This is a genomic window from Sphingobium sp. (assembly GCF_035511395.1).
Lineage (GTDB): Bacteria > Pseudomonadota > Alphaproteobacteria > Sphingomonadales > Sphingomonadaceae > Sphingobium.
In genome coordinates this window covers 1-25,719 of record NZ_DATKFP010000420.1, presented here as the reverse complement: position 1 = coordinate 25,719, position 25,719 = coordinate 1, and the positions used below count along the sequence as shown (strand labels likewise).

Annotated in this window: 24 protein-coding genes and 1 pseudogene; 7 read left to right on the top strand and 18 right to left on the bottom strand. The window is 64.1% G+C overall.

Going from position 1 to position 25,719, the window contains the following annotated elements; translation table 11 throughout:
• Positions 1–14 precede the first annotated feature (14 nt).
• The 7 genes from VMR39_RS28285 to motA are packed head-to-tail and all read right to left on the bottom strand — an operon-like array spanning position 15 to position 6,055.
• Positions 15–1,034 carry a chemotaxis response regulator protein-glutamate methylesterase gene (locus VMR39_RS28285; protein WP_325421504.1) on the bottom strand — a complete coding sequence of 340 codons (1,020 nt, stop codon included), beginning with the start codon at positions 1,032–1,034 and terminating at the stop codon, positions 15–17.
• Positions 1,031–1,924 carry a CheR family methyltransferase gene (locus tag VMR39_RS28280; RefSeq protein ID WP_414712611.1) on the bottom strand — a complete coding sequence of 298 codons (894 nt, stop codon included), beginning with the start codon at positions 1,922–1,924 and terminating at the stop codon, positions 1,031–1,033. Before VMR39_RS28280 ends, VMR39_RS28285 begins: the two co-directional genes overlap by 4 nt.
• Positions 1,921–2,415, bottom strand: coding sequence for a chemotaxis protein CheW (locus tag VMR39_RS28275; protein ID WP_325421502.1), 495 nt, complete (start codon positions 2,413–2,415; stop codon positions 1,921–1,923). The genes VMR39_RS28280 and VMR39_RS28275 overlap by 4 nt, the downstream gene beginning before the upstream one ends.
• On the bottom strand, positions 2,412–4,520 hold the full coding sequence (locus VMR39_RS28270; protein ID WP_325421500.1) for a chemotaxis protein CheA: 2,109 nt from the start codon (positions 4,518–4,520) through the stop codon (positions 2,412–2,414). Before VMR39_RS28270 ends, VMR39_RS28275 begins: the two co-directional genes overlap by 4 nt.
• Positions 4,517–4,882 (bottom strand): response regulator, encoded by a 366-nt coding sequence (locus VMR39_RS28265; protein WP_325421498.1) that lies wholly within the window; start codon positions 4,880–4,882, stop codon positions 4,517–4,519. Before VMR39_RS28265 ends, VMR39_RS28270 begins: the two co-directional genes overlap by 4 nt.
• Positions 4,879–5,187, bottom strand: a complete 309-nt coding sequence (locus VMR39_RS28260; protein WP_325421496.1) for an STAS domain-containing protein — start codon at positions 5,185–5,187, stop codon at positions 4,879–4,881. The genes VMR39_RS28265 and VMR39_RS28260 overlap by 4 nt, the downstream gene beginning before the upstream one ends.
• Complete coding sequence (motA, locus tag VMR39_RS28255; protein ID WP_325421494.1) at positions 5,171–6,055, bottom strand: flagellar motor stator protein MotA; 885 nt, start codon at positions 6,053–6,055, stop codon at positions 5,171–5,173. The genes VMR39_RS28260 and motA overlap by 17 nt, the downstream gene beginning before the upstream one ends.
• Before the next feature lie 189 nt (positions 6,056–6,244).
• On the opposite strand from motA, the gene VMR39_RS28250 reads away from it, so the two are divergent.
• From VMR39_RS28250 to VMR39_RS28240, 3 genes are all read left to right on the top strand, one after another.
• A complete protein-coding gene (locus VMR39_RS28250; protein ID WP_325421492.1) occupies positions 6,245–6,607 on the top strand; it encodes a flagellar biosynthesis regulator FlaF in 363 nt (120 codons plus the stop codon).
• Between the two features lie 232 nt (positions 6,608–6,839).
• Positions 6,840–9,503 carry a PAS domain S-box protein gene (locus VMR39_RS28245; protein ID WP_325421490.1) on the top strand — a complete coding sequence of 888 codons (2,664 nt, stop codon included), beginning with the start codon at positions 6,840–6,842 and terminating at the stop codon, positions 9,501–9,503.
• A 20-nt stretch (positions 9,504–9,523) separates the two neighbouring features.
• Positions 9,524–10,120 (top strand): response regulator transcription factor, encoded by a 597-nt coding sequence (locus VMR39_RS28240; protein WP_325421488.1) that lies wholly within the window; start codon positions 9,524–9,526, stop codon positions 10,118–10,120.
• Between the two features lie 8 nt (positions 10,121–10,128).
• Here the strand turns inward: VMR39_RS28240 and VMR39_RS28235 are convergent, their stop codons facing one another.
• The 6 genes from VMR39_RS28235 to VMR39_RS28210 all read right to left on the bottom strand — a co-directional run bounded on the left by VMR39_RS28235 (position 10,129) and on the right by VMR39_RS28210 (position 15,820).
• On the bottom strand, positions 10,129–11,544 hold the full coding sequence (locus tag VMR39_RS28235; RefSeq protein ID WP_325421487.1) for an alginate export family protein: 1,416 nt from the start codon (positions 11,542–11,544) through the stop codon (positions 10,129–10,131).
• 103 nt (positions 11,545–11,647) lie between these two features.
• Positions 11,648–12,526: a sigma factor gene (locus VMR39_RS28230; RefSeq protein ID WP_325421485.1), complete on the bottom strand. Its 879-nt coding sequence runs from the start codon at positions 12,524–12,526 to the stop codon at positions 11,648–11,650.
• 153 nt (positions 12,527–12,679) lie between these two features.
• Positions 12,680–13,639 (bottom strand): peptidoglycan-binding protein, encoded by a 960-nt coding sequence (locus tag VMR39_RS28225; protein WP_325421483.1) that lies wholly within the window; start codon positions 13,637–13,639, stop codon positions 12,680–12,682.
• Positions 13,636–14,067 (bottom strand): hypothetical protein, encoded by a 432-nt coding sequence (locus VMR39_RS28220; RefSeq protein WP_325421482.1) that lies wholly within the window; start codon positions 14,065–14,067, stop codon positions 13,636–13,638. Before VMR39_RS28220 ends, VMR39_RS28225 begins: the two co-directional genes overlap by 4 nt.
• Entirely contained in the window at positions 14,051–15,388 is a 1,338-nt protein-coding gene (gene fliI / locus VMR39_RS28215) for a flagellar protein export ATPase FliI (protein WP_325421480.1), read from the bottom strand. The genes VMR39_RS28220 and fliI overlap by 17 nt, the downstream gene beginning before the upstream one ends.
• 30 nt (positions 15,389–15,418) lie before the next feature.
• Positions 15,419–15,820: a flagellar biosynthesis repressor FlbT gene (locus VMR39_RS28210; protein WP_325421478.1), complete on the bottom strand. Its 402-nt coding sequence runs from the start codon at positions 15,818–15,820 to the stop codon at positions 15,419–15,421.
• Between the two features lie 287 nt (positions 15,821–16,107).
• Between VMR39_RS28210 and flgE the strand changes: the two genes are divergently transcribed.
• Genes flgE through VMR39_RS28195 form a run of 3 tightly spaced genes read left to right on the top strand, consistent with a single transcriptional unit; the run spans position 16,108 to position 20,491 of the window.
• A complete protein-coding gene (gene flgE / locus VMR39_RS28205) occupies positions 16,108–17,424 on the top strand; it encodes a flagellar hook protein FlgE (RefSeq protein WP_325421476.1) in 1,317 nt (438 codons plus the stop codon).
• A gap of 49 nt (positions 17,425–17,473) precedes the next feature.
• Complete coding sequence (flgK, locus tag VMR39_RS28200; protein ID WP_325421474.1) at positions 17,474–19,570, top strand: flagellar hook-associated protein FlgK; 2,097 nt, start codon at positions 17,474–17,476, stop codon at positions 19,568–19,570.
• Positions 19,571–19,582: 12 nt separating this feature from the next.
• Positions 19,583–20,491 (top strand): flagellin, encoded by a 909-nt coding sequence (locus VMR39_RS28195; protein ID WP_325421472.1) that lies wholly within the window; start codon positions 19,583–19,585, stop codon positions 20,489–20,491.
• Positions 20,492–21,591: 1,100 nt separating this feature from the next.
• Here the strand turns inward: VMR39_RS28195 and VMR39_RS28190 are convergent.
• From VMR39_RS28190 to VMR39_RS28180, 3 genes are all read right to left on the bottom strand, one after another.
• Positions 21,592–22,041 (bottom strand): hypothetical protein, encoded by a 450-nt coding sequence (locus tag VMR39_RS28190; RefSeq protein ID WP_325421471.1) that lies wholly within the window; start codon positions 22,039–22,041, stop codon positions 21,592–21,594.
• Positions 22,042–22,210: 169 nt separating this feature from the next.
• Complete coding sequence (locus tag VMR39_RS28185) at positions 22,211–23,965, bottom strand: hypothetical protein (RefSeq protein WP_325421469.1); 1,755 nt, start codon at positions 23,963–23,965, stop codon at positions 22,211–22,213.
• Positions 23,962–24,228: a hypothetical protein gene (locus tag VMR39_RS28180; RefSeq protein ID WP_325421467.1), complete on the bottom strand. Its 267-nt coding sequence runs from the start codon at positions 24,226–24,228 to the stop codon at positions 23,962–23,964. Before VMR39_RS28180 ends, VMR39_RS28185 begins: the two co-directional genes overlap by 4 nt.
• Positions 24,229–24,332: 104 nt before the next feature.
• On the opposite strand from VMR39_RS28180, the gene VMR39_RS28175 reads away from it, so the two are divergent.
• Positions 24,333–24,728, top strand: coding sequence for a hypothetical protein (locus VMR39_RS28175; protein ID WP_325421465.1), 396 nt, complete (start codon positions 24,333–24,335; stop codon positions 24,726–24,728).
• A 57-nt stretch (positions 24,729–24,785) separates the two neighbouring features.
• Here VMR39_RS28175 and VMR39_RS28170 read toward each other — a convergent pair whose 3' ends face one another.
• Together VMR39_RS28170 and VMR39_RS28165 are read right to left on the bottom strand one after the other, a co-directional pair.
• Positions 24,786–25,430, bottom strand: coding sequence for a MotE family protein (locus VMR39_RS28170; protein WP_325421463.1), 645 nt, complete (start codon positions 25,428–25,430; stop codon positions 24,786–24,788).
• Positions 25,427–25,719 (bottom strand): annotated as a pseudogene (locus VMR39_RS28165) (hypothetical protein); the annotation flags it as partial. The gene VMR39_RS28170 and the pseudogene VMR39_RS28165, both read right to left, overlap by 4 nt.

Here is a 25,719-nt window from a genome sequence, read left to right as displayed (position 1 = left end):
AAACTTAGCGCGCACTAAAGCCGACACAGACCGAGGATCGCCTCGGGCATGGCCGACAAAGTGACTTCCTTTTCCACCGCCCCCAGTTCGAAGGCGGCGCGTGGCATTCCGTAAACGACGCAGCTTTCGCGACTCTGGCCCAGCGTGCGGGCGCCCGCGTCGCGCATGGCCCTCAGACCCGCCGCGCCGTCGCTGCCCATGCCGGTCAGGATCACCCCGACACCGCGCGATCCCAGCGGCGCGACCGAACGAAACAGCATGTCCACCGAAGGCCGATGACCCGACACCGGATCGCCGGGCAGAAGGCGTATGCGCCCGCTGCTGCCGCCGACCAGTTCCATGTGCCGCTCCCCGCCCGGCGCGATATAGACCGTGCCGCGTTGCAGAGTCATGCCATGGGCCGCCTCCACCACCTTTACGCGACAGTCGCGGTCCATTCGGACGGCGAAGCCGTTGGTGAAGGCCGCCGGCATATGCTGGACCACCAGCACCGGCGGACAATCGGGCGGCAGCGCGCCGATCAGTGAAAAGAGCGCCTCGACCCCGCCCGTGGACGCACCAATGGCGATCACCACATCGCGCAGCTTGCCCGACGACACCAATTGGGTCGGTGGCGCCGGCGCGCGGCGCACGGAGGATCGGGCCGCAGCCTTCACCATCTTGCGCAACAGCGCTCCGTTCTGCGCCATTTCCTGCGCATTGCCGGACGGCTTGGCGATGCAGTCGACGGCGCCCAGGCGCAACGCCTCGATCGTCGCCTCCGCGCCCCGCGCCGTCAGCGTGGAGCACATGATGACCGGCATCGGCCGCAGCCGCATGATCTTTTCCAGGAAAGACAGGCCATCCATCCCCGGCATCTCGATATCCAGCGTCACCACATCGGGGTTCAGCGTCTTGATCATTTCGCGCGCGGCATGGGGTTCCGGCGCAGCACCGATCACCTCGATCGCCGGATCGTTGCCCAGCAATTTCGTCAACATTGCGCGCATTGACGGGCTGTCGTCGACGATCAGGACGCGGGTCGTCTCACTCATCGCGCGCCTCCCCTGCGGACATAGATGGTCTGGCCCGCCGGCTCCATCAGCGCAGCCGCCGGCCCGATCAGCCTTTCGCTATGCCCGATGTAAAGCGTCCCGCCAGGCGCCAGCATCTCCACGAAACGCGCCTCCAGCTCCGCCTTCGCCTTGTCGTCGAAATAGATCATGACGTTGCGGCAGAAGATCGCGTCATAGGTCTGGCGCATCGGCCAGGGTTCGAACAGGTTCAGTACCCGCGCCGTCACCAGCGATCGCAGGGCGTCCGACACGACATGACTGTCCGCACCCTCCTGCCGCAACCAATGTTGGCGATAGGCGGTCGGGATCGGCTGGATCGTACCGGTCGAATAGCGTGCGTCGCTCACCGCCTGCACCACATGAGGCGCAATGTCGGTCGCCAGCAGACGCACATCGCCCTGCTTCAGCCAGCCGGCACTCGATGTGCTTTCGCCGGCCAGCGTCATGGCGATGGAATAGACTTCCTCGCCGCTGGAGCAACCCGCCGACCATATCCGGACCTTCTGCCCGTCGCGCGCGCGCGCCTGAAGACCGGGCAGCACATGATCGCGCAGATGGTCGAAGTGATGGCCTTCGCGGAAGAAATGGGTGTGGTTGGTGGTCAGCGCGACGACCATCGCCGCACGTTCCTGCGCATTATCGCGCACCAGCGCCAGATAGTCGGCGAAGCGCGCCATCCCATTTTCGCGCAGCCGACGGCTGAGGCGCGAATGGACCAGCGTCATCTTCGCTTCCACCAGATGGATGCGCGCGTCCTTCTGCATGATCGCGGCGATCTCGCGGAACTGGGCCGTGGTCAGCTCGCCCTGTGCGGCGAGCGGCGACCCGGCTCCAGCGCCGTCGCCGCTGATGGCGACGGCCTGTTTCACGCAGCGAGATCCATGATGTGGCGCGTCAGGCTGAGCGCGTCGAGATCGAGCAGCAGCACCATGGTTTCGGCATGGCTGGCGTCCGAGGTACGGCGTTCGATGCGGACGAGACCGGCGATGGCGCTCTGTTCGCTCACCTCGACATCGGGCGCAGGCTGAATGTCGGCGCTGTCAATAACGACGATGTCCGCCACCTCATCGACCAGGAAGCCCGCCTGCCGCTGGCCGATGGCGACCACCAGGATGCAAGAGCGCGAGTGCAGCACGCTGGGTGCCCAGCCCAGACGCTCGGCCAGACCGACCACCGGCACCACCGCGCCGCGCAGATTGGTTACGCCCTTTACATAGCTGGGGACGCTCGGCAGCGGCGTGGGCTCATCCCATTCGCGGATTTCGATCAGCGCGCGCATGTCGATGCCGAACATCTGGTTGCCCAAGGTGAAGGTAACGATCTTGCGCTCTTCGCCTTCGGTTTCTTGCGTCTTGCTCATGCAGCCATTCCTTTCAGGAGGGATTTGGAACCAGTCGCGCCGACCAGCGCGTCGATGTCGAGGATCAGGGCGATAGAGCCGTCGCCCAGTACGGTGGCGCCGCCAAGGCCGCGAATGGGGTGGAGATTGTCCTCTAGGCTCTTGATGACGACTTCCCGCCGGTTATCGATGGTATCGACCATCAGCCCGACATGGCCCGCTGCCTCGCTCTCCACGATGATGACGAGCGATTCCTCTGGCCTGCGATCGTCACTGAGGCCGAACATTTCGCTCACGCGTCGTACGGGCAAATAATTGCCGCGCAGTTCGATAACTTCGGAGGTGGGCGATGTCGCCTGCACCTGGCCCGGTGCGGGCTGGACCGTCTCGATCACGTTGGTGAGCGGCAGCACATAGCGCTGCCTGCCCAACCGCACGATCATGCCGTCCAAGATCGCCAGCGTCAGCGGCAGGGCCATGGTGAAGGTTGTCCCCTGCCCTGGCACCGAAAGGATTTCCAGACGGCCGCCCAGCGCCTCCACATTGGAACGCACCACATCCATGCCGACGCCGCGACCCGAAATGTTGGAGATGGTCTCCGCTGTCGAGAAGCCAGGCGCGCAGATCAGGCTATCGATATCTTCATCCGACAGTTGGGCGTCGGCGGCGATGATGCCGCGTTCTACAGCCTTGGCCCTTACCCGCTCACGATTGATGCCGCGCCCATCGTCGGCGATGCGCACGACGATGCGCGCCCCCTTCTGCTCGGCGGACAGGCGGATCGTCCCTTCGGCCGGCTTGCCAGCGGCAATGCGCTCCTCGGGGCTTTCGATGCCATGATCGACCGCATTGCGGATCATGTGGGTCAGCGGATCGCCGATCTTCTCGATCACACCCTTGTCGACCTCGGTCATCTCCCCGGTCGTTTCCAGCGACACCTGCTTGCCAGTTTCGGCCATCAGATCGCGCAACATGCGCGGCACGCGGGAGAAGGCCTGGCGGATCGGCTGCGCACGCAGCGACATGACATTGTCCTGAATCTGGCGCGTGAGGCGCGACAGTTCAGGCAGTTCAACCCGCTCCTGATCGGCAGGCGACAGCCGGTCCGACAGGATCGATCCCCGGATCACCAGCTCACCGACGAGATTCAGCAACTGGTCCAGCTTGCCCAGATCGACGCGGATCGTCTGTCCCGGCGCATCGGCCTTTGCCTTCTCGACCGGGGGCGCGACATTGTCGGCCACCAGCGTCAGCACCGGGCGCTCCACTTCCTCGATAACCGGCATCGCGACGGGCGCATCCATGACGGGAACTGCCGCCTCCGGCTCGGTCCGGCCGATCTCGATCAATGAATCCGGTGCGACGAAATCGAAACAGTCGCGGATCGCCTGCTCCTCAACGGTAGCGGGCAGGCCGATGGTCCAGATCAGATAGCCATCCTCCGGATCGAGATCGCGCAGGCCCGGCAAGCGACTGGTATCGACACCCGTGACCCGGCCGCCCATGTCTTCCAACTCGCGGATTACCAGCATCGGTTCCGCGCCATTGGCCATCGCGCCACGCGACGGCCCGAATCGCACCGTCCAGCCCGCAGGCTCAGCCGGAGCCAGATCACCTAGGTCAACCATAACTGGCTCGAAACCGAAGGGATCGAAATCCTCGACTACCGCCGCCACCGGCGTGAAGCCGAATTCATCCGTCTCCGCGACCGGCACAGGTACGGTTTCCGCGGTCGCCGCACCCTTGCTCGCAAGAACCGCGTCGAGCTGTTCCAGCATGGCGGCATCATCCGGGAAGGCCGAACCGCTCTGCGCCGCCGCGACATGATCGGACAATATGTCGAAGGCGCCCAGCATGATGCGCGTCACATCGGCTGTCGGCGGGATGTGCCCAGCGCGCACCTCGTCCAGCACATTCTCGAAACGATGCGAGAAGGCCTGCAAGGCGCCATGGCCGAACGCGCCCGACCCGCCTTTGATCGAATGGACGGCGCGGAAGACACCCGCAATCACATCGGCCGATACATCGCCTGCCGCCATGGCGGACAGGCCTTCCTCGGCGATCGTCAGTCCCTCGGTGCATTCCTCAAAGAAGATGCCCTGGATTTCGTCCAGTTCGTCACTCATGGGCACACGCGGCGGATAGCCGCCCCCAGCTTGGTCGCATCGAACGGTTTGGTGATCCAGCCAGTCGCCCCGGCTTCACGCGCACGCGCCTTCTTGTCGTCGGAAAATTCGGTCGAAAGCACCAGGATCGGCGTGCCGCGAAACTCCGGCACCGCGCGCACTGCCTCGATCAGTTCGAAACCGTCCATCTTCGGCATATTGATGTCGGTGATCAGCAAGTCGGGCTTCACCTCATGCATCCGCTCCAGACCGTGCTGGCCGTCATCGGCGCTTTCGATCTTGAAGCCCTGCGCGGTCAGCGATGCCTTGAGCAGCATCCGCATGGAGGCGGAGTCATCGACGGTCAGGATCAGTTTGCTCACGAAAGAAGGTCCTTTTCCACGGAAAGGCCGATGGCCGGCGCCAGCCCGCAGGCGGTCACCCGGTCGACAAAGGCGGGACTGGGGTTGCGAATGGCGAAACTCTGGCCCTGCGCATCAGCCTCGGCCTTGGCGGCGACCAACAGTTGCAGCACGGCCTGCCCGACGCTTTCGACAGCGCCGGCATCGACCTCCATCACGCCATCGAAATCGCTGGCAAGCACCAGCCGGACGCGCAGATCTTCGGCGGTTACGGTCGTGCCGTGCGGCGGCAGGATTAGCGACCGGTCTTCAGGCAGGCTTTGCATTGAGCTGGTCCTTCACATCTTCGAGCGCGCTTTCGAGCTGCGCGAATGAGGGGGCATAGGCGGACGGGGTCATGCGCCGCGCCAGTTCGATCGCAACCTGCGTCGGTTGCCCCTGGGCGTGGCCGATGATCGCGGTCTTGACGATCAGATAGGGCTTGAAGTCCGCGTCGATGATCTGTTGCAGCTTCGACGCGATCGGCCCGACGAGGCAGTAGGCGAGGAGCACGCCCAGGAAGGTTCCGACCAGCGCGCCGCCGATCATCGCGCCCAGAACCTCGGTCGGCTGGTCGATCGAACTCATCGTCTTGATGACGCCCAGAACCGCGGCGACGATGCCCAGCGCCGGCAGGCCATCGGCCATCATCTGAATTGCGTGCTGGGGTAGCAATTCCTCAGCATGATGGCGCTCGATATCGCCCTCCATGGCCTCGGCAAGTTGGTGGGGATCTTCGAAATTGACCGTCATCATGCGCAGATAGTCGCAGATGAACTCGATAAGCCCCTTGTCCTGCAACAGCTTGGGATAGCGGCTGAAGATGCCGCTTTCCTCCGGCTGGTCGAGATGTTTCTCGATCGCGTTGGCGCCATCTTTCCGGAAAGTGGAAAGGAGCGTGTAGAGCAGCGCCAGCAGATCGCGGAAGTCTGCTTCCGTCCAGCGCACGCCCTTGAAGACGCGCATGGTGCCATTCCACGCCTTCTTTACCGTGCTCATGGAATTGCCAAGGATGAAGGCGCCGACCGCCGCACCGGCAATGGCGATCATCTCGTGCGGCAGCGCATGAAGGATGACACCGAGATTGCCGCCCGACATCAGAAAGCTGCCGAATACGCACAGCAGGATGACGACTAGGCCAATGGCATTGAGCATGGATCAGTCCATTTGAGATGGGTGGCCGAAGCCGATGGACTGATTATAGGAAGATTGTCGGGACCACCGCGCAGACGTGCATCTTTTTCGATCATTCACAGCGGCGAGCGTCAGCGATACATGGTGTCTCCGACCAACCTGCCGTTTTTGATCCTATTATGGAGGAACAAACATGCCGGGGACCATTTCATGTCAGTCAATGCCTACCGCCGAGCACAGGAAATCGGCGCGACTCCCAGGGGCAACGAATATCGCCTGATGAGCCAGATTACGTCGGAGATGATCGCAGCGCGTGACGCAGGCCTTCTGGGCGTCCAGTTGATGCCTGCCCTGCATCGCAATCGCAGCGCCTGGAGCCTTTTTTCCAACGTCTGCGCATCCTCCGACAATCAATTGCCGGAGGACTTGCGCGCGCGGATCATTTCCATCGCTTTTTGGGTTGAGCGCTACACGTCAGATGTCGTCCGCGGCCGCGAATCCATCGATGATTTGATTGTCGTCAATCGCGCCATCATCGAGGGACTGTCCCACGAAAACGGTAAGGGAAACTGATATGGTTGCGATATCATAACCATTTTTTTTCAGCGTTTATTCAGATATCTATCTCACTCCGCCTGTCCATGGGGGCGCATCAAACTGTCGGAAATCTTTACAATTGCTGCTGGACGCCCCATGCGCGCCGCAGCGATATGTTTCGATCTCAAGACAGATATTATTCTTGCAAGTGGGGATGCTGCTTTTGATGCCGCAACCACCCAGAGCAGATGGGGCAACCTCTGTCCGGTTGGCACCGGCCGTCCCTGCCCTGATCGCCATGGCGCTGATCATGTGCGTGGCCGTTCTCATGGGCTGGTATACTAATAGTTTGAAGATTGCCGGCTTCGGCCGCAGTGAAATCTTCATGCAGCCCTGGACCGCCGTGGCGTGTATCGGGCTCAGCCTGTCCGTTTTTTGCGGTGCAAATGGCCGTATTCTTGCCGCGCGGCTATTGGCGATCATTCCTCTGACCATTTCGTTAGCCACTCTGACGCAGGAATGGCTGGATGTTCCGCTGACAATGGATCGCTGGCTGTTTCCAGCGAACATCCTCTATCAATCGCGCATCAATCCAGGTCGCCCCGGCCTCATGCCTGCTATCGCCACCTTCCTGCTTACCCTGGCTTCGCTGATAACGACATCCCGGCATCCGAGTGTCAGGCAACTGGTCACACTACTGGGCTGCCTCGCCTTGTCGATAGCGGTGATATCCGGCACGCTGCTGCCGCTTGGGGTCAGTTCGGTCGATGGAGGGACACGTCGCGCCCTGATGTCGGTACCAACGGCATCGACACTGATTGCGATTGCGGTCGCCCTTGTCGCACAGCGGCGTCATGTCGCCTGGCCGAGCAGCCCACGCTGCGGCATCAGCAACCCGATGCTGCAATGGATGTTAGCGTCCTGCATCCTGCTCCCTGTCTGTTCGGCGCTATGGCAATTGTGGACTTACAAGAACGGCCAACTCACGACGGAAATGGCAGAAATCATTCAGGCTGCGATGCAGGTCAGCATATCCTGCGCCATCGTCGCCTGGGCCTGGCTCCGTATAGGCCGCGAAAGCACAGCGCGTTGGGCCTTCAGCACCGCGATCGATTCCGCTCCGATCGCAATCACAGATATCGACGGGCAGATCATTCGCTGGTCCAAAGGCTGTGAGCGCCTATACGGCTGGACTGTCCAGGAAGCGCAAGGTCGGAACAAGCATCAACTCACCGATGCTCTTCTCCCACATGGCCCAAAGCGGCCATTGGCGCCCAATTCCTCTCAGGAAGCGGAAATCACGGAGCGTCGTCGCGATGGCACGACGCTGCACATCATCGAATCGCGCGAGATAGTCCAACCCCGATCGGACATCGCGCCGATGATCGTTCTGTCCATGACCGACATCACCGAACGAAAGCGCGCGGAACAGGCAATGCTGGCGAGTGAGGCTCGGCTAGCCTTTGCCGCCGATCTTCACGAACTCGGTCTGTTCCAATGGCGCCAATCAACGGACAAGTTCGAATTTTCTCCCCATGCAGAGCGGCTGTTCGGCCTGTCCGCAACCAATTTCACTGGCGGAATGGATGAATGGCGCAATCATGTGCGTGATCATTTCGGCATCGACATATTGTCGGGAGAGGCACTTCCCGACAATATGCATCGCCGGTCCTTCCGCCTGTGCTCCACCACGAACGATCAACCGCTCATCGTTGAAGGCTCGATCTTCTTTCATCCCCCGCCAGGTGAACAGGGACTCTCCATGCTCGGCATCATCATGGACGTGACTGAGCGGGAGCGCCGCACCGAAATGCTGGAAGCTCGCGAGTTTGAATTGCGGTCGATCCTTGAAACCGTGCCCGAAGCGATGATCACCGTCGATGAAGCAGGCTGCGTCCGCAGCTTTTCCACAGCGGCGGAAAAGCTGTTCGGATATCGATCTGAGGAGGTCACAGGACGCGACGTACGCACATTGCTTCCCGACTATGCCAAGGCATATTCTTCCCTCGCCAATCCAGACCTGTCTCCCATGCGATCATCGCCTCAGACAATGGCAGGGCGTGATAGCCAAGGCAATTCCGTGCCGCTGGAACTGGTGGTCGGCGAAACGACGATCGGTACCCAGCATATCGCGATAGCTTTCGTACGCAGTTTGCGCGAACAGATTGCGACCCAGTCCCGCCTCAACGAGTTGCGGGAGCAGTTGCTGCATGCCTCCCGGGTCAGCACCATGGGCGAAATGGGGGCCGGACTTGCCCACGAACTCAACCAGCCGCTTACTGCTACCGCTAATTTTCTTGGCGCTGCACATTTGCGGCTTGGCATGGGTTCGTCACCGGAACAGGTCCGCGAACTGATCGGCCTTGCCAATCTCGAAGTCCTACGCGCAGGCGAGATGATCCGCCGCATGCGCGCTTTTGTGGCCAAGGGGGAACTGGATATTCGCGCCTGCCCACTCAACGAACTGATCGCCGACGCTTTGCAACTGGCTTGGTCGGGATCGCGCCATGCCGGCATCCACCTTCATTATCAGCCTAGCGTCTCTGATCCGAAGGTGCTGGCTGACCCGGTCCAGATCCAGCAGGTCCTGGTCAATATTATCGGCAACGCGCTGGAGGCCTTCAGCGCGCGCAGGACAGAAAGGCCGGAAATCATCATTTCCACCATCCAGCGCGCGGATGGTCAAGTATTGATCCGCTTGCAGGACAACGGTCCCGGCTTCCCCAGCACCATCATCGGGCGGCCGTTCGAAGCCTTCGTGTCGACGAGGCCCAATGGCCTGGGCCTGGGCCTGTCCATCTGCCGCCGCATCGTCGAGGGGCATGGCGGTGTGCTGACCCTCGCCAATGGCGAGGAGCGGGGAGCGATCATCGAATTCACGCTTCCTGTCTACCGCGAGCCTGCCGACGTGGATGGGAGGTTGGTCGGATGATGGCGAAACAGATTTTCATAGTGGACGACGATGACTCGGTCCGCACATCGCTCGTACACCTCCTGTCCATCCTGCCCGATTATCAGATTCACAGCTTTACATCGGGTGACGCCTTTCTCGCTGCGACTGACCGAGTGGGCCCAGGTTGCCTCCTGCTAGACCTCCACATGCCGGGCACCACCGGCATAGGCGTGCTGGAGAAACTCGGGCGGATAGACAAGCGGTTCGAGACCATCGTGTTGACAGGCGAAGGCGATGTCACCACGGCGGTTCAGGCAATGAAGCTAGGCGCCTTTGACTTTCTGGAGAAGCCCTGCAACCATCTGCGCCTGCTAGATACCATCGACATGGCCTTTTCCAAACTTGCAGCGTCGTCCCGTGTCGTGATGCGCCGAGCGCAGGCATTGGCGAAGATCAATTCACTCTCGCTTCGGGAGCGCGACGTTCTGATCGGCCTGATGGAGGGCCATTCCAACAAGGTGATCGCTCATGACCTTGGCATCAGCCCGAGAACGATCGAAATCTACCGCGCCAAGCTGATGGAAAAACTCGACGTCCGGAGCCTCTCCGAAGCGCTCGGCATCGCCTTCGCGGCGGGCCTCTATTCGGACGACTGACCGGTCGTTCAAAACTCCAGATAGAGGTCTACATAGCCGTAGCGCGTGTCGCCCGTACGCGGCGCATTGGCGGCATCGCTCAGAAACCGGCCTTTGGCCAAATAGGCAAGGCCCGTGTCGACACGCAGCAGATCGGGGATCAACCAACGCCGCAGACGGGCCTCGAACTGATGGCCCGCAAACCGCCCGGAACGGCCGGTCGCATCCTTGATATTGGTCGCAGCAAAGCTGTCGGTCGCCGATTCCAGCCACAATGCACGATACATCGCCATGATATCCGAGGACTTGCCCGGCTTCGCTTCAAACCGCAGCCCACCTGAAACCATGTTATAGCGATGCACCGGCCCGTAGAGCGCTGTTGGACCGAAATCGAACCGGCGCGCGCCATATAGCGTGTCGAATCGGTTATAGGTTCGGCCATCCGCCTTGTCTCCGGTAGCAAGGTCGAAATCGACGGACAGGCGCGGTTGCCACGCGATCGACCAGGTCTGGCCGAGTTCGGCATGGACCAACCAGGCCGACACATTCAGGTTGGTCAGATCATTGGCCCTGGAGGTCGCGCGCGTCTTGCCGAACTGATAGGCGGCTTCCAGATCATAATCGATCTGCGCCGCTTTCGGCTTACGCCAGATGCGAAGTCCTGGCGTCCACAGCCGACGGTTACGGGTCAGACGGTCTGCCCGATCTTCTTCCCGTAGCCCATAGCCATAGACTTCCAGCGTCCCGCCCAGCACGTCGCCCTTGGTCAGGCTTCCGCCGAAAAATTGCAGCGCGCTGCTTTCCTGGTCCCATTCGACCCCATTGTCGAAAATCCCGTCATGATCCTCCGGCAGGCGGATTTGCGGCATGGTCCAAAAAAGGGTGAACCGGTCGCCTCCCTTTCCTGTCACCAGCAGATTGGCACCGGTAAAGGCGTTGGTCGTGTTGCGGAATGTCTGTCGCGCGACCAGCCGGCGCGATCCGACATCCATCGTAAAGCGCCCTGCGGTCAGCGCGGCCTTTGCCTTGTCGTTCAACGAGACGTCAAATCCGACATAGGCCTGGATCAGCTCCAGCGCGTTGACTTCGTTGGTCCCGACTGAGCTGTTCTGCTTCTCGCCATAGCCGCGTGCGTCCCATATTTCGCCGCCGACGCGGAACGGGCCGCCATCATAGTCCACCAGCAATGTCGTCTTGAGCGACCAGAGAAAATCGCTCTCCGCCATATTGGGACGGAATTGTCCGTCGATCCCCTCGATCCGCGATCGAGCGAGGCCCTTGATGGTCAGTTCCTCTGGCGCACCCAAGGCGTCATGCAATGGACCTGCCATTGCCTGGGCGCTGGAAAGGCTGAGAACGGTCAGACAGATGGCGGCGGATCGGCGGGCGCACGGGAACGGCGTGCGACGGCCGCTGCGGCGCGTCGCCCGGAAAAGATCAAGCATGTCGAAAACTCCAGGGATTTTGATCCCTTATAGAACGCCAGTCGGTCGGCGGGCGTTTTCGCCGGCAGAATTTTAGGCGAGGGCTGGTTATCCTATAATTTGATCAATGGATGGTGGGCTGGGCCGGAGCGGCATCGCGAGGATCGGTCATGATCGCGAAACGCGGATCCTGCGATGCCAGTTCGGCGATAGTCTTGGCCGCCCGCTTCGCGATCTGACGCACCCGCTCCTTGTTGACGCCGGTATCGCCTTCCAGCGCATCCAGTGTCGTGATGTCGAACAGGCGGCGCTCGACCACTTCGCGATTATGCGTAAGGCGCGTCTCCAGTTCCTCCAGTTCAGCCGGATCGATAGCGAGATTGTCGGCGCGCCAGACCGACTGGATCTTTTCTGCCGTGGTCTTGGCAGCGCGTTTGGGGCGTGCCTGGCGGCGCATCCGGTCGAGCGCGACATTGCGCAGATGCTCGATATAGCCGTCGATCAGCGTGATCGTCGCCGCTTCTGCCAGATAGGCCGATGCGCCCGCTTCGGTGCGGAACAGCGCTTCTTCGTCCTCGATCATCGCGACGGCCGAGATATCTTCGCCATCCTCGCCGACGCTGATTGCCTCGATGGAGACGGTGGTCGCCTCCACCTTGCGGGCCGAAGGACGCTGATCGGTCATCAGGCGGAAGCGGAGGCTCTGTAATTCACCACGGATCTGCCAGTTCACGAAGGTCGTGAATTGCGCCTTGTCCGGGTCATAGGCCTCGATCGCGCGGTGTACGGCAATGGAGCAGACCTGCTCTGCATCCTCCCAATGACCGACCAGGCCATATTGGCGGATAAAATGGCGGATACGCGGTGCGATGAGCGTCAGGATGCGCGCGAACGCCTTGTCGACGGCGGCCCGCTGACGGGCGGTCTGCTTCTGGCCGTCCTCGGGCAGATTGGCCTTCACCGTGGCAACGGCCGCTTCCAGTGCAATGGTGGTCTTCGACATGTTTCGGTCCTTCGATCACGGCATCGCGACTCTCGCGTGCCCCCCTTTCGACAGGAGCCCTTTTCGCCGACGCTGGTTAACGACTCACTAATCCTATATTTATTTTTTACCTCATTCCTATATTTGTTGCCGCCCGTGTAAGACGGCAGAGGGTTATGCGTCGAACCGCTCGGGGCGGATGTTCCGACCCATATAGTCCAGCAACCAGGCACGATGTGCGGTCGCCGCATCGCCTGTAGCGGCAATTCGCTTTCCGGCGTTCGCAACCCCGACCTGCGCGTTTAGCAGCGTGCGGGCCCGGTCCGGATCGAGTCCTCCTTTAAGAAATCGAATCGCATCGCCGCGGCCCAGATGATGCCCCAGATAGGCGGCCTGGGCGATCGCCTGAGCACCATCTCCGATTGTGACGCCCGCCCGACCCAGCGCGTCCAGATTGGCCTTGGCATAGTCGGCCGTCGCCTGGATCGCGGCCTCGGGATCGTAGCGCAGCGCCAGCAGGGCGGCGCGATCTTCGCCCTTCACCTTGCCATGGCCGTTGAGCCAGCCCTGCTGTCGGGCGACGCCGTTCAGCCAGGTGCCTTCGCGCTCGGCCTCCCCCCGCCAGGTACCGCTCAGGAACTGACCCAGCCCCGCCGCGCTGGACCGCGGGTTGCGCGAATAGGGGAGCCAGCGCCCATCCGATCCCTTCGCCGCCTCGGCATGGACGATCGTGGCGAGCGCCGCCGCCGGCAGGCCGGTGCGCTGCGCTGCCGCGCTCAACGTTCCGGCATAGCCGGCATTGGGGCCATAGCCATGCTGTCCATTGGGGGCGGCCTGCCCTTGCTGCCCCTGCCCGTCCCAACGCGGCGGCGCGTCCGGCTCCTTCTCGACCGTGGACAGATGCGGCTGGGCCGCAGTCTGCGACGTTGCGCCGTTGCGCTCATCGAGCAGCGACAACAGCGCGTCCAGGCTCATTGGCAGCTTCGTCTCGCCACCGATACCCTTGGCCCCGTCCTCCTCGCCGCCAAGCGCCGCACGCCACAGACGGTTCGTCAGTTCGCTGCGTGCCTGCGTGTAGATGACCTCCGCCTTCTGCGCTGCGGTAAGTCCGGACAGTCCCGTCGCACCAATCATCGCCCGCCTCGCAAAGTCCGGTGCGCCTTCAGAAAGGCGACCGCGGCACTGTCATCTAAACCCGCCTGTTCGGCGTTGGCAGTGCGTCGATTGGCATCGTCGCGAAAGCCTTCCGCCGCCACCTCGATCGCGCGAAACGCGCCATAGGCTGCGGCCGCCTTGCCGCGCATCTGGTCGAGCCGGGCGCTCTGCACCGCGCCGTCGCGAGTCAGCCGCTGCTGCTCGGCGCGGATGCGTTCCATATAGGCGTGGGAGGACAGGCCCAGGTCGCCGGCCGCCACATCGGCTTCGCGCTGGATGCTGGCACGGGTTTCATCATGCGCCGTCTCGATCTGGTTCAACAGGTTGACCTGCACATTGATGGCCACGCCCATGGCGTCGATCTCGCGGCGCTGCACGCGCATCGCGGTGTCATAGGGTGTCTTCATCGTTCGTCTCCAATAGCGCCGCGAGCGCCGTAAAACTGTCCTGCGCGAAGCCGCGCTCCTGCTTGCCCTGCTTGAGCAGCGCCTCGATCTGGGGCGCGATCGCCACGGCGCGGTCGACTTCCGCACTGGAGCCGGCGCGATAGGCGCCCAGCCGCACCATCTCCTCCATGTCGCGGAAGGTCGACAGCTCGCGCCGGGCCGCCAAGCGCACCGCATTTTCCTCCTCGGTCAGACAGTGGGGCAGGGTCCGCGACACCGATTTCAGCACGTCGATCGCCGGATAGCGACCGCGCTCGGCGATCTGGCGAGTGATGACGACATGGCCGTCCAATATGCCGCGCACCGCGTCCGCCACCGGCTCATTATGATCGTCGCCATCGACCAGCACGGTGAAGAGGCCGGTGATGCTGCCCTGCCCCGGAAGGCCAGGTCCGGCGCGTTCGAGCATGCGCGGCAATTCGGCAAAGACGGTCGGCGTATAGCCCTTGGTCGCGGGCGGCTCACCGCTGGCAAGACCGATCTCGCGCTGCGCCATGGCGAAACGCGTCACCGAATCCATCAGGCAGAGGACATTGAGACCCTGATCGCGGAAATATTCGGCGATGGTCAGCGTGGTCCAGGCCGCCTGCCGCCGCATCAGCGCCGGCTCGTCGGAGGTCGCGACCACGACGACGCTGCGGGCAAGTCCCTCCGCGCCCAGATCGTCCTGCACGAACTCCTGCACTTCGCGGCCGCGCTCGCCGATCAGGCCAATCACGGCCACGTCGCAGTCCGTCCAGCGTGCCAGCATAGACAGCAGCACCGACTTGCCGACGCCCGATCCGGCGAACAGGCCCAGCCTTTGGCCGCGACAAAGTGGAGCAAACAGGTCGAGCGCGCGCACGCCGGTGCCCAATCGCTCACCGACCCGCGCCCGCGCCGAGGCGGGTGGCGGCGATGCCTTGATGAGGCGCATGTCCGCACCTTGCGGCAGCATTCCCTTGCCGTCGACCGGACGCCCCAGCCCATCGACCATCCGGCCGAGCCAGCCGGCGCTGGGACGCAGGCCGAACTGGCTGGCGGCGAGGTCCGCGCGGGTACCCGACGCGATGCCCTGCGGCTCGCTGAAGGGCATGCAGTGGGCGATGCCATGGTCGAGACCGGTGACTTCCGCTTCGACCCGGCCAGCCTGCGTATCCAGCGTGACGCGCGAGCCGATCTGAGCCGCGCCGGCCAGCCCTTCCACCTCGATCAACGCACCGCGCACTGCGACGACATGGCCGTAGCGGCGATCGGGACTGAGCAGGCGCAGCCCTGCGGCCGCCGCTGCCAATGTGGTCATCGGACGTCTCCTTTCGAAATGACGGAGATTTCAGGCCGCCTGGACGGCCCGGCTCAGCACATCGGCCTCATAGCCGATGAGCCAGCGGCAATCGGCCAGTGCGGGATAGAATTGACCGGTCGCGACCTTCTGCGCGAAGCGGATGCAGACCGCCTTGGCCTCCGGCGCTTCCAGCGCCGCCATCAACCCTTCCAGCCGCGCCAGCAGCGCGGCCTGATGCTTTTGCAGATCGCCCTGGTCGATATAGGCCATCATGCAGGCGAAATAGAGCTGGCGTGCCGGCGTGTCCGCCTCCTCCGGCTTCATCACCTCACGTCCGCGCAGGATTGTGGCGCCATTTTCCACCACCAGATCGGTGCGCCCGACCGACCGCAGCACCGCACCATTCACGATCAGCGGCTCTTCATTGCGAAGCGAAATGCGAAGCGTCATCCGATTATCCCCACTTGAGCGTTTTCACAGCGGGCGGACTCGCCTGCTGGCTCGAAAAACGCGGCAAACAAAAGACTGGAGCGGTCGGCCCGATAGTCGGGACCAAGCTGTTCCAGTGCGCCCCGAAGCGCAGTCATATCCAGATTATAGGATGATCGACCCGGCAGCTTTTGCCGGGTGCCGCATTTTTTTGCAGCCTCTCGACGGGGTGCGGGGAATCCCTCCTACAATGAAGCCGTAACCGGGTCGGGCATGCCGAGCACGCCGCCCACGCATGGGAGAATGATATGAGCCTCTATTCCGCTCTTTATGCCGGCGTCTCCGGCCTTGGGGCACAGGCGGGCGCCATGGCCACCGTCGCGGACAATATCACCAATGTGAACACGGTCGGCTACAAGGGCGTATCGGCCCAGTTCCAGACGCTCGTGGCCGGCGGCCAGCTGAGCAACGGCTATTCCGCCGGCGGCGTGTCGGCCGCGCCCAAGGCGCTGATTTCCAAGCAGGGCCTGCTCCAGGCGTCGAGCAGCCTGACCGATATCGGCATCGACGGGTCCGGCTTCTTCGTCGTGCGTTCCGGCACCGATACGGGCGACACCGTGTCCTTCACCCGCGCCGGTTCCTTCGTGCCGGACTCGCAGGGCTATCTGCGCAACGCGGCGGGCTATTATCTCCAGGGCTGGCCGCTCGACGCCGATGGCAATTATGTCGACAACGGTAACCTCAACACGCTCGAAGCCATCCGTCCGAGCGCGCTGACCGGTTCGGCCCAGCCAACCACAAAGATCGCGTTGCGCGCCAACCTCCAGTCGACCGCCGAGCCGATCACCGGCGCCTATGTGCGCGGGTCGATGGCGTCGGGCGCGCTGTCGCCGCAATTCTCCCGTTCGGTCGAAGTCTATGATTCGCAGGGCACGCCGCACCAGCTGACCTTCAACTTCGTCAAGACCGCCGCCAACGAATGGGTCGCGGAAATCTCCGGCGATCCGACCGACATCACCAGCGTCGGCGGCACGACCATCACCGACGGCGTGCTGGCGAGCGGCACGGTCAAGTTCAATGCCGACGGCAGCCTGGACCTGGCCGGCTCCGACCCGGCGCTGTTCAACGACCTCGACATCGGCTGGGCCAATCAGGCCGGATCCAGCCCGATCCGCCTCAGCCTCGGCAGCGACGACGGGCTGGATGGCCTGACGCAGTTCGGCAGCGATTCCGCGCTGCTTTCCTCCACCGTCGACGGCGGCATGCTCGGCACTGTGGCGTCGGTCGAGATTTCGGATCAGGGCGTCGTCAGCGCCATTTTCGAAGACGGCACGTCGCGCGCCATCTACCAGCTGCCGATCGCCACCTTCCAGAATCCCGACGGCCTCACCCGCATCAGCGGAAATGCCTATATCATGTCGTCGGAATCCGGGAATGTCGCGATCAACAAGCCGGGTTCACTGGGCGCCGGCACCATCGCGGCGGGTACGCTGGAAGCGTCGAACGTGGATCTGGCGCAGGAATTTTCCAACATGATCCTGTTCCAGCGCGCCTACAGCGCATCGTCGAAGATCATCACGACCGTCGACGAAATGTTGCAGGAAGTCAGCAACCTGAAGCGCTGATGTCTTCGCGCCCTGCCCCTTGCCCTGATTTGTCGAAGGACCAGCCGCCTTGTCCCTGAACGAGATATTGAATTCCGCCATGTCGGGCCTGTCCGCCTCGCAGGCGGGACTGCGGTCGGTGTCCAACAACATCGCCAATGTGGGAACCCCCGGCTATGCCCGCGAGCGCGTCTCGCTGAGCACCGGAGTGACGGGCGGGCGCGTGTCCGGCGTGATCGTCGGCGAACCATCGCGGGTCGCCGACAAGTTTCTGGAAAATGCCGTCTACCAGCGCGGCGGCGCGGCGGGCAGGTCGGAAGTCGTCTCCTCCTATCTCGACCGGCTCCAGTCGTTGCTCGGCGCACCGGATTCGAGCGCCGGCCTTGCCGCGCGGCTGAGCGCCCTTTCCTCCTCCGCGGCGGAAATCACCAGCCTTCAGGGATCCGCCCAGTCGGTGGCGCTGTTCACCGGCAATGTCGCCGACAGCCTCGACACGCTCAACCAGTTGCAGAAGGACGTATCGAGCCTGCGCGCCGACGTGGAGACGGAGGTCGGCTATACGGTCGATCGGGTCAACACACTGCTGCGCCAGATCCACGACCTGAACAGCGAAGTCGCCCGGCTTGACGGCCTTGGCCGCAGTTCCTCCGGTCCGGCCGACCAGCGGATGAGCGCGCTGGAGGAACTGAGCGGCCTGATCGACATCAGCGTGCGCGAACAGTCCGATGGCCGCGTCACCATCGACAGCGCTTCGGGACAGGTATTGCTCGACAAGCGGCTGCGCCAGCTCAGCTATCCCTCCGGCGCGGGCGCGTCGCAGAACAGCTATCCGCCGATCGACATCCGCTTTGCGTCCGACAATGGCGTGATGGGCGCGTCGACCGGCGAGCAGATCGATTCATCCGCCGTGGGGGGCAAGCTAGGCGGTATGCTCGACATGCGCGACCGGGCGCTGCCCAATTTTTCCGAACAGCTCGGCACGCTCTTTTCGGGCCTTGCCCAGAGCCTCAATGCCGTGTCGAACGCCGGCACCACCCTGCCCCCGCCCAACGGCCTGACCGGCGAGACCAACGGCCTGATCGGCACCGACCGGCTGGGTTTCACCGGCAAGGCGGTGTTCGCGGTCGCGGCGGCGGACGGGACGCTGGTGCAGAAGGTGACGGTGGATTTCGACGCGCTGGGTGCGGGCGCCACGGTGGACGATGCCGTCGCCGCGATCAATGCCGGCCTGTCGCCGGCCGCCACCGCCAGCTTCACCGATGGCGTGCTGTCGATCAAGGCAAGCAACAGCAGCCAGGGCATCGCCATCGCGCAGGATCCCGACGCGCCCAGCGACCGGGCGGGGGTAGGCTTCTCCCAGTTCTTCGGCCTCAATAACCTTATCCGGTCGGACAGCAGTTCGCTGGTGCCGTCGGGCTTCACCGCCGCCGATCCCCATGGCTTTGGCGCAGGCGAGACGACCGAGATCGCGCTGCGGGATTCGACCGGAAAGCTGCTCGCCAGCTACACCATGACAGGATCGGCCGGCCCGACCTTCGGCGATCTGATGACCGAACTGAACGGCAGTCCGCTTGGCCAGTATGGCAGCTTCGCGCTGGACGACAAGGGCCGGGTCCAGTTCACGCCCAACAGCACGAGCGCGGGATCGACTCTGTCCATCCCGTCGGATTCGACCAGCCGCCATGGCACGGGCCTGTCCTTTTCCGCCCTGTCGGGGCTGAGCGGCGCGGCGAGTGGTCTCAGCACCGCCGAAGTGCGCGCGGACATTGCCGCCAAGGCCGGCAACCTGCCGCTCGCCCGGTTGCAACTGGACGTGCCGGTGGGATCGAAGGCGATCGGCGCAGGCGATCTGACCGGCGCGACCGGCTTCATTGACGAACTCGCCCGGACGTTCGACTTCGGCAAGGACGGGTCGGCCACGATCGAGACATTCGCCAGCCGCCTGCTGGGCGGCGCGGGAACCGAGGCCTCCCTCGCGCAGACCAACTATGCGGGCGCGGCGGCGCGCTTCGACGACGCGGTCGGTCGGCGCGACAGCTATGCCGGCGTCAATGTGGACGAGGAACTGGCGCAGATGGTGGTGTTGCAGAACAGCTATTCCGCCTCCGCCCGCGTCATGACCACCGCGTCGGAAATGTACGACACCCTCCTCCAGATGCTCAGATAAGGAGCCAGAGCGATGACCCGCGTAGCCACCATTCCCCTGCAACGGACCTTGTCCAGCGCCATGCAACGGTCCCAGCAGAATCTGGCGGCCAGCCAGTTGCAGCTGACCACCACCAAGAAGGCGCATGACTATGCGGGCCTGGGCATCGACGCGGTTCGCACCCTGTCTGCCCGGTCGATGCTGGAGCAGCAGAAAAGCTATCAGTCGGTGGCGAGCCGGGTCGGCACGACCCTGTCGCTCTACGACGCCAATATCAACCAGATCGACGACAGCCTGTCCAACCTGCGGACCGAGTTGATGACGGCGCTGGGGACCGGGGATTCGCCGGGGCTTCAGGGACTGGTCGAGGGCAGCTTCGCCGATATGCGTAGCGCGCTCAACGCGACCGAGGCGGGCCTGCCGATCTTCGCCGGGTCGCAGACCAACGACCTGCCGGTGGTGCCAGAAACGCTCGCCGACCTGGCCGCGATGGATCCGGCCGATGTGTTCGTGAACGACAAGGTGCTCCAGTCGGGCCGCATGGGCGACGGCGTGGATGTCGAATATGGCATCGGCGCGAGCGATGTCGGGGCGAAGCTGGTTCCCGCCTTCCAGACGCTGGCGGCCGCCGGGCCGTTCGGCGAGCGGCTGACCGACGCGCAGAAGGATGCGATCCGCCAGGCGCTCGACGAACTGGATGTGGGCCTGACCGACGTTCGCGCGGTCAATGCCGAAAATGGCCGCAAGCAGAAGCAGGTCGAGATGCTGGAAACCCGCGCCAAGGACCGGGAAATCCTGCTGACCGACGTGATCGGATCGGTCGAGGACGCCGATCTGGGTCAGGTCGCGCTCGACATCTCGCAACGCCAGACGATCCTCGAAGCCTCCTATTCGGTCTTCTCCCAGCTTTCCAGCCTGTCGCTCACGCGCTTCCTGGACTGATCCGCCGCCGCCCGGCCCGGCCTCCCACTTTCGGGCCGGGCGGTTTCGGGACCGTGCCGTCCGCTTGCCCCCCACGCGGACGGCGCATCCATACGTTCCGTCAGGCTGCCGCGCAGCCTACAGTCCCCACTGTTGCCCGGCAGCAGGCGGAACGGGGAGAGGGCGATCCCCCCGGATCACCCTCTCCTTTCGGGGTGGCCGGCGCCGCGACAGGCGATCGGGGTCGGGGCGGCAAATAGGACATCGCGGGCTTAACTTCGCATGTTTCCCGCTGATTTTGTCATTTCATTATACATGTTGGAAATAATATTATCGCCGGCATCATGCGGCTGACGGTGCGAATGAATCGTGGGCCGGTGTAGCAGGTCCGGTGGCTGTAGGACAGGATGTCGGGTGCGGAGCGGAGCGACGATCCTCGACTTCGCAATCCCGGCGCAGGCCGGGCTTCATCTCCCCAGCGCTGTACCGGACGTAAGGTCAGGAGATGGATTCCCGCCTTCGCGGGAATGACGAAAAGGGGTGGTTTGCGGAATGTCGGCTTTCGGACGCGATCGTCGCTTATGAGCCTTCAATTCCAGTCGATTTCAGACCGCACCATTGACTGCGCGAACCCTTTGGCCTGAATGACAGTAGGGAAAGCTGGTCCGCTAATCTGACTGAAGTAGGCATAATAGAGCAGTCCCTGTTCGCCCAACGGTTCCGGCTGCTCGCCTTCGATAAGTTACTGGTCTGCCTCCGCGATGGCGTAGCCATAGTCGAACGTGAGGCCGATGATACGGACTGGCATGAGGCCTGAGCCCCCGTATTGCCATATGCCTTTTGCGACAGTCGCGGCTTCAATCTCATTGTCCGTCATGTTGGCTTTGTGACAATACGAATAAATGTCTGCAAGTGAGATCGGGTGCAGACGATCTCATGTCCGCAAATGGTCGCCTGCCGCTGGGCAGTTTTCCAACCCCGAACCGGACCAGCGCGTTATCGGCGATGCGGAGCGATCCGCACGTTAGGAACGACGATGCCGGGTGGGGAGTGGACAGTCCGGTGTCGGAAAGCGTGCGATAGTTTACAGACATGAACGCTCAGCGAGCGTGAACAAAAACTCAGTGTCGCTTGAGCGATCCGAGTATGGGCAGCATTATCCAAAGTCCGACAAATAACAGCGCAATGGATACCTGCTTGTCATATCCGCCAAAGATGCCCCAACCGAGTTGATAGCTCGCTTCACTAACCAAAAACAAAGCAAGCCATATGCCTACCTTGATCCGCTGACGCGAGGACGGTGGATGTGGATGCCAGTCGATATCTCGCAATGTTGACAAATGTCCTCGCATCCATTCGCGCTTGGACGCATCATATTGGGTATCTCTGACGCGGATGTCGTCGTCATCAGCCCAATGACTTAATTCCTCCCATGCAGCCTTCTCGCGCTCATCAAGGACTAGCGGGTCGGGTATCGCTCTATCGAGTTCATGTGCGGTAACGTCACCGCCGTCAGCAACCCGCTCAAGCAAAGCTATCAGATTTGGGCGGGCCGAAGTCATGTTGGGCATTATGCACCTGATAGGAATGTCCGCAATCGGGGAAGCCGCAAATCTCCTTCTACGTCCACACATGGTCGTTACCTGACCTCCGACCATTCGTCCTTGCCCTGCCGAGCGGGCGCGAAAGTCAAACCCGGTCCGCAAGACGGAACTGCGGGGGTGAGAACCATCGCCACCCTCATCCCTTCGCCGGAGCCTGGTCCAGCAATGCCGCCATGTCGCCCGCCGGGCTGGCGCCGGGGATGGCGGCCATGGCGCGGGCGAGGGTTTCGGGGTTGGTGGAACCGGGCGAGCCGGTCAGCAGGTCGAACACCGCCGCCGTCCTGAGACCGTGGAAGCTCGCCTGATAGCGGCCGCGCAGGGCGGCCAGCGCATCCTCTCGCCCCAGCATGGCGAGCGAGATGGCGTGGCGCAGGACCATTGTCTGGTCGACTTCGCTCAGCGATCGGGCGGTCGGCAGGGCGCCCGCCGTTTCCGCCGCCAGTCCCTTCCAGTCGCGCTGTTTCCAGAGGATTTCCGCGCGCAGCGCCGTGGCGCCGGGGACGTCCTGTAGCACGGCCAGCGCTTCGGGGACGCGGCCGATCTGGGCGTAGGCCACCGCCTCCACCCGCTTGCGCGCGTGGATCATGGCGTCGGGATAGCTGGGATCGGCGGACCGCTTGAGCAGGTCGATCGCCCGGTCCGGCCGCCCGGCCAGGATATGCAGGCCGGCGACCCGCGCCGACAGGGGACCGCGGGCCAGATCGCCGGCGCGGTTGAACAGCTGATATTCCAGCAGGTCCGCCGCGCGTGCATAGATGCCGGCCGCTTGCAGCCGTTCCGCGAGGCGGCTGACCAGCAGGTCGCCCTGCGCGCCGCTGGGCGACAGGTCGCGATAGTCCCAATAGAGGCCCGCCGCCTGTTCCAGCGGCAATTTGCGCGCGGGATCGAGCGCGTCGGCGAGTTTCGCCTGAAGGCCGGGCAGGAAATCCGCGCCCTGCCGCGCACCGTCGAAGAAGCGGAACAGCGTCGCGCCGGCCGACAGGCTGCCGCGCAGGTCGCCGCCATCGGCGCTGAGCCGATATGTGAGGCGCAGCGCGCGTTCCTCGATCGCGTCGCCGCGCCAGGCGTAACGCAAGGCCGCCAGTCGCTTGAGCACAGCCTTGTTGTCGAGCGTGCCATGCGAGACTTCGGCCTCGATCTCGCTCAGGCGCGCGTCCATGCGCAGCGCCATGCCGCCCGACTGCTCGACGCGGGCGAAGCGCAGCCGCGCCTGATCGGGATGGCCCAGCGCCAGTTCCGCCCGGCCGCGATACAGGTTGGCGGCGGGATCGCGATCCGGCACCCCGTTCAGCCAGCGCAGCGCATCCTCCGGCCGGCCGGCCTCTACCCCGGCGCGCGCGGCGGCAAGCGCGAACGCCTTGCGCCGGGGACCGGCGAAGGCGGGCGCGGCGCAGCGCATCTGTTGTAGCGCCTGGTCGGCAAAGCCGCTCTGCGCCAGCGCGCGCATCCGCCAGATGCAGGCTTCCGCATTGCCGGCGAGCGTCGTCGCCGCCAGTTCCTGCGCCGCGTCGTCATAGCGTTCGAGCTGGATCAGCGCGGCTCCACGCGCGAGGCGCCACGCGTCGACCATGGCAAGGTCGGGATCGTCCTGCCGCATCACGTCGAGCACGCCCAGCGCCTCCGCGCCGCGTTCCTGCCCGATCAGGCTGCGCGCATAATCCCAGCGCGCCTGCTGGCGATCGGCCTGCCGCGCGGTCGCGAGGATGCGCCACGCCTTGTCCTGCGGGATGACGCTCCACGCGGCAGGGCCGGTGATGGCGGGTTGCTGCGCCAGATCGGCGGCGAAACCGGGCAGGCGGGCGGTTTGTGGAGTGGCAGGCGGGCTGGCCGGCGGCGGCAGGTCGGCGCTGGTGAGTAGCGCGGTCGAGGCGAGCAGCAGGAAGCGCTTCACGATCCGGCCCCCGGCATCAACCCGAACCAGGCGATGAGGACGCCGCCGACCGCGCAGCCGATCAGGAACAGGACGGCGGGCAACAGAAAGCTTCCGCCCGATGGCGGTACAGATGCCTGAGCGCCGGGAACGGGCGCCTGCGCCGCTTCCGCCACGGGCACGACATTCGCCTCCGCGCGGTCACTACGGCGGCGCGTCGGGGGGGCTGCCCCCGTGCCGGAGGAAAAGACCCGGACCTTGCCGGGCCGCTGATCGCTGCTCATCTGCACCTGCCTCAAGATATTTCCCTCTATTATAGAGGAAGAAGGGCGTCGAAGCGGTCGACAGGCCGCCCAAATCTGACGCGGCGCCCGATCCGGAGGCAATGATGACCCGTTCCGCCCTGACCGCCAGCGCCGTGCTGGCCGCGTCCATCGCGATCGCCGCGCCCGGCCATGCGGCCGAAGTCCAGGGTACGGATTTCGTCACCATGGACGAGATCAGCGTGCCGATCGTCGATGCGAGCCGGGTCGAAGGCGTATTGCGCGTGTCGATCGTGTTGCAGATGCGGGACGCCGACGGCGCGACTCGGCTGGCGCAGCGCATGCCCGAATTGCGGGCCGCGGGCCTGAGCGCGGCGGTGGAGTTTGCGCGGCTCCACGCCTCCCCCTTCACCCCGGTCGATGCGCGCAAGCTGGCCGCCGCGATGACGCCCGCGCTGAGCCGCGTCGATGCGGGGATCGCCAAGGTTCTGATCGTCAGGCTCTCCGCCTTCACCGCCTGATCCATCGTCTCGCGACAGGAAAAAGGGCCGCTCTCCATCGGGAGAGCGGCCCTTTTTTCATTTGCCGGCGGGCGGTGTCGTGCCGGGTGGCGGGGCGCGGCGGCGCGGCGGAATCGCGCGGGCGACCTGCGGCGCCTTCTGTTGGATCACCTTGCGCCCGGCGAGCGACATGGTGAGTTCGGCCGCTGCGTTCGGACTCATGGCCGCCATCAGCAAGGCCGTGGAGCGCTCGCGCATACGGCGGGCGACCTGGGTCTGCACTTCCAGCTCTAGCTTCTCGAAGATCGGCGCGGCGCGCGCGGGCTTCATGGTCTGGTAAATGCGGGCGAGATCGTCATAGGGCTGGCTCGGTTCGACCGCCGCCCCGCCCGGTTGCGCGCCGGCGGCGTTCGCCTCCCCCTGCCGCGCGCGCATTTCCGCGGCGAGCCGCGCCTCACCCGCCTTCGCCGCCTGCTCGCGCATGTCGAGCTTGCGCTTTTCGGCGGCGAGGGTGCGGTCGCGCTGCGCCATGCTGTCCTGCAAGGATATGCCGAGCCGGGTCGCCATGTCGGTGTCGGCGGACAGCGGAGCCGCCAACGCTAGGGCGTTAGCGATCACCCCCAGCCCTGCCGCGCCGAGCAGCAGGGTCGATGGTCGTCGCACAAATTGCCGCAGGCGGCCGCCTTCCCCTTCCGGCGCGGCCATGCTTCTGGTGGGGCTCATGCATGCCCCGCGACGGGGGTGTCGGCCGTCACCAGCGGCGTAGCGGCGGACGACGCCTTGCCGCGGCTGGATGCGGCGCGCGAGCGGGTCTTGCGCGAACCCTGACGGCGGGTCGCGCTCTGCTTCTTGGCGGGGGCCGGCGCCTTCGCCTCATTCTGGGCGGCGACCGCGTCCATGATGCGATCGGCCACGGCATTGCCGATACCGACCATCACCGACAATTCGTCGCGCAGCGCTTCGCTGCTGGCGGCGGCGCGGCTTTGCGCCACGACTTCGGTGGCGAGCACGA

Excerpts from the sequence above, each read along its gene's own strand:
- flgE (WP_325421476.1), top strand. The coding sequence starts at position 16,108 with ATGAGCCTCTATTCCGCTCTTTATGCCGGCGTCTCCGGCCTTGGGGCA.
- VMR39_RS28275 (WP_325421502.1), bottom strand. The coding sequence starts at position 2,415 with ATGAGCAAGACGCAAGAAACCGAAGGCGAAGAGCGCAAGATCGTTACC.
- VMR39_RS28180 (WP_325421467.1), bottom strand. The coding sequence starts at position 24,228 with ATGAGCAGCGATCAGCGGCCCGGCAAGGTCCGGGTCTTTTCCTCCGGC.
- VMR39_RS28260 (WP_325421496.1), bottom strand. The coding sequence starts at position 5,187 with ATGCAAAGCCTGCCTGAAGACCGGTCGCTAATCCTGCCGCCGCACGGC.
- motA (WP_325421494.1), bottom strand. The coding sequence starts at position 6,055 with ATGCTCAATGCCATTGGCCTAGTCGTCATCCTGCTGTGCGTATTCGGC.
- VMR39_RS28270 (WP_325421500.1), bottom strand. The coding sequence starts at position 4,520 with ATGAGTGACGAACTGGACGAAATCCAGGGCATCTTCTTTGAGGAATGC.
- VMR39_RS28210 (WP_325421478.1), bottom strand. The coding sequence starts at position 15,820 with ATGACGCTTCGCATTTCGCTTCGCAATGAAGAGCCGCTGATCGTGAAT.
- VMR39_RS28285 (WP_325421504.1), bottom strand. The coding sequence starts at position 1,034 with ATGAGTGAGACGACCCGCGTCCTGATCGTCGACGACAGCCCGTCAATG.
- VMR39_RS28235 (WP_325421487.1), bottom strand. The coding sequence starts at position 11,544 with ATGCTTGATCTTTTCCGGGCGACGCGCCGCAGCGGCCGTCGCACGCCG.
- VMR39_RS28220 (WP_325421482.1), bottom strand. The coding sequence starts at position 14,067 with ATGAAGACACCCTATGACACCGCGATGCGCGTGCAGCGCCGCGAGATC.
- VMR39_RS28195 (WP_325421472.1), top strand. The coding sequence starts at position 19,583 with ATGACCCGCGTAGCCACCATTCCCCTGCAACGGACCTTGTCCAGCGCC.
- VMR39_RS28225 (WP_325421483.1), bottom strand. The coding sequence starts at position 13,639 with ATGATTGGTGCGACGGGACTGTCCGGACTTACCGCAGCGCAGAAGGCG.
- VMR39_RS28170 (WP_325421463.1), bottom strand. The coding sequence starts at position 25,430 with ATGAGCCCCACCAGAAGCATGGCCGCGCCGGAAGGGGAAGGCGGCCGC.
- VMR39_RS28250 (WP_325421492.1), top strand. The coding sequence starts at position 6,245 with ATGTCAGTCAATGCCTACCGCCGAGCACAGGAAATCGGCGCGACTCCC.
- VMR39_RS28190 (WP_325421471.1), bottom strand. The coding sequence starts at position 22,041 with ATGCCCAACATGACTTCGGCCCGCCCAAATCTGATAGCTTTGCTTGAG.
- VMR39_RS28175 (WP_325421465.1), top strand. The coding sequence starts at position 24,333 with ATGACCCGTTCCGCCCTGACCGCCAGCGCCGTGCTGGCCGCGTCCATC.
- fliI (WP_325421480.1), bottom strand. The coding sequence starts at position 15,388 with ATGACCACATTGGCAGCGGCGGCCGCAGGGCTGCGCCTGCTCAGTCCC.
- VMR39_RS28230 (WP_325421485.1), bottom strand. The coding sequence starts at position 12,526 with ATGTCGAAGACCACCATTGCACTGGAAGCGGCCGTTGCCACGGTGAAG.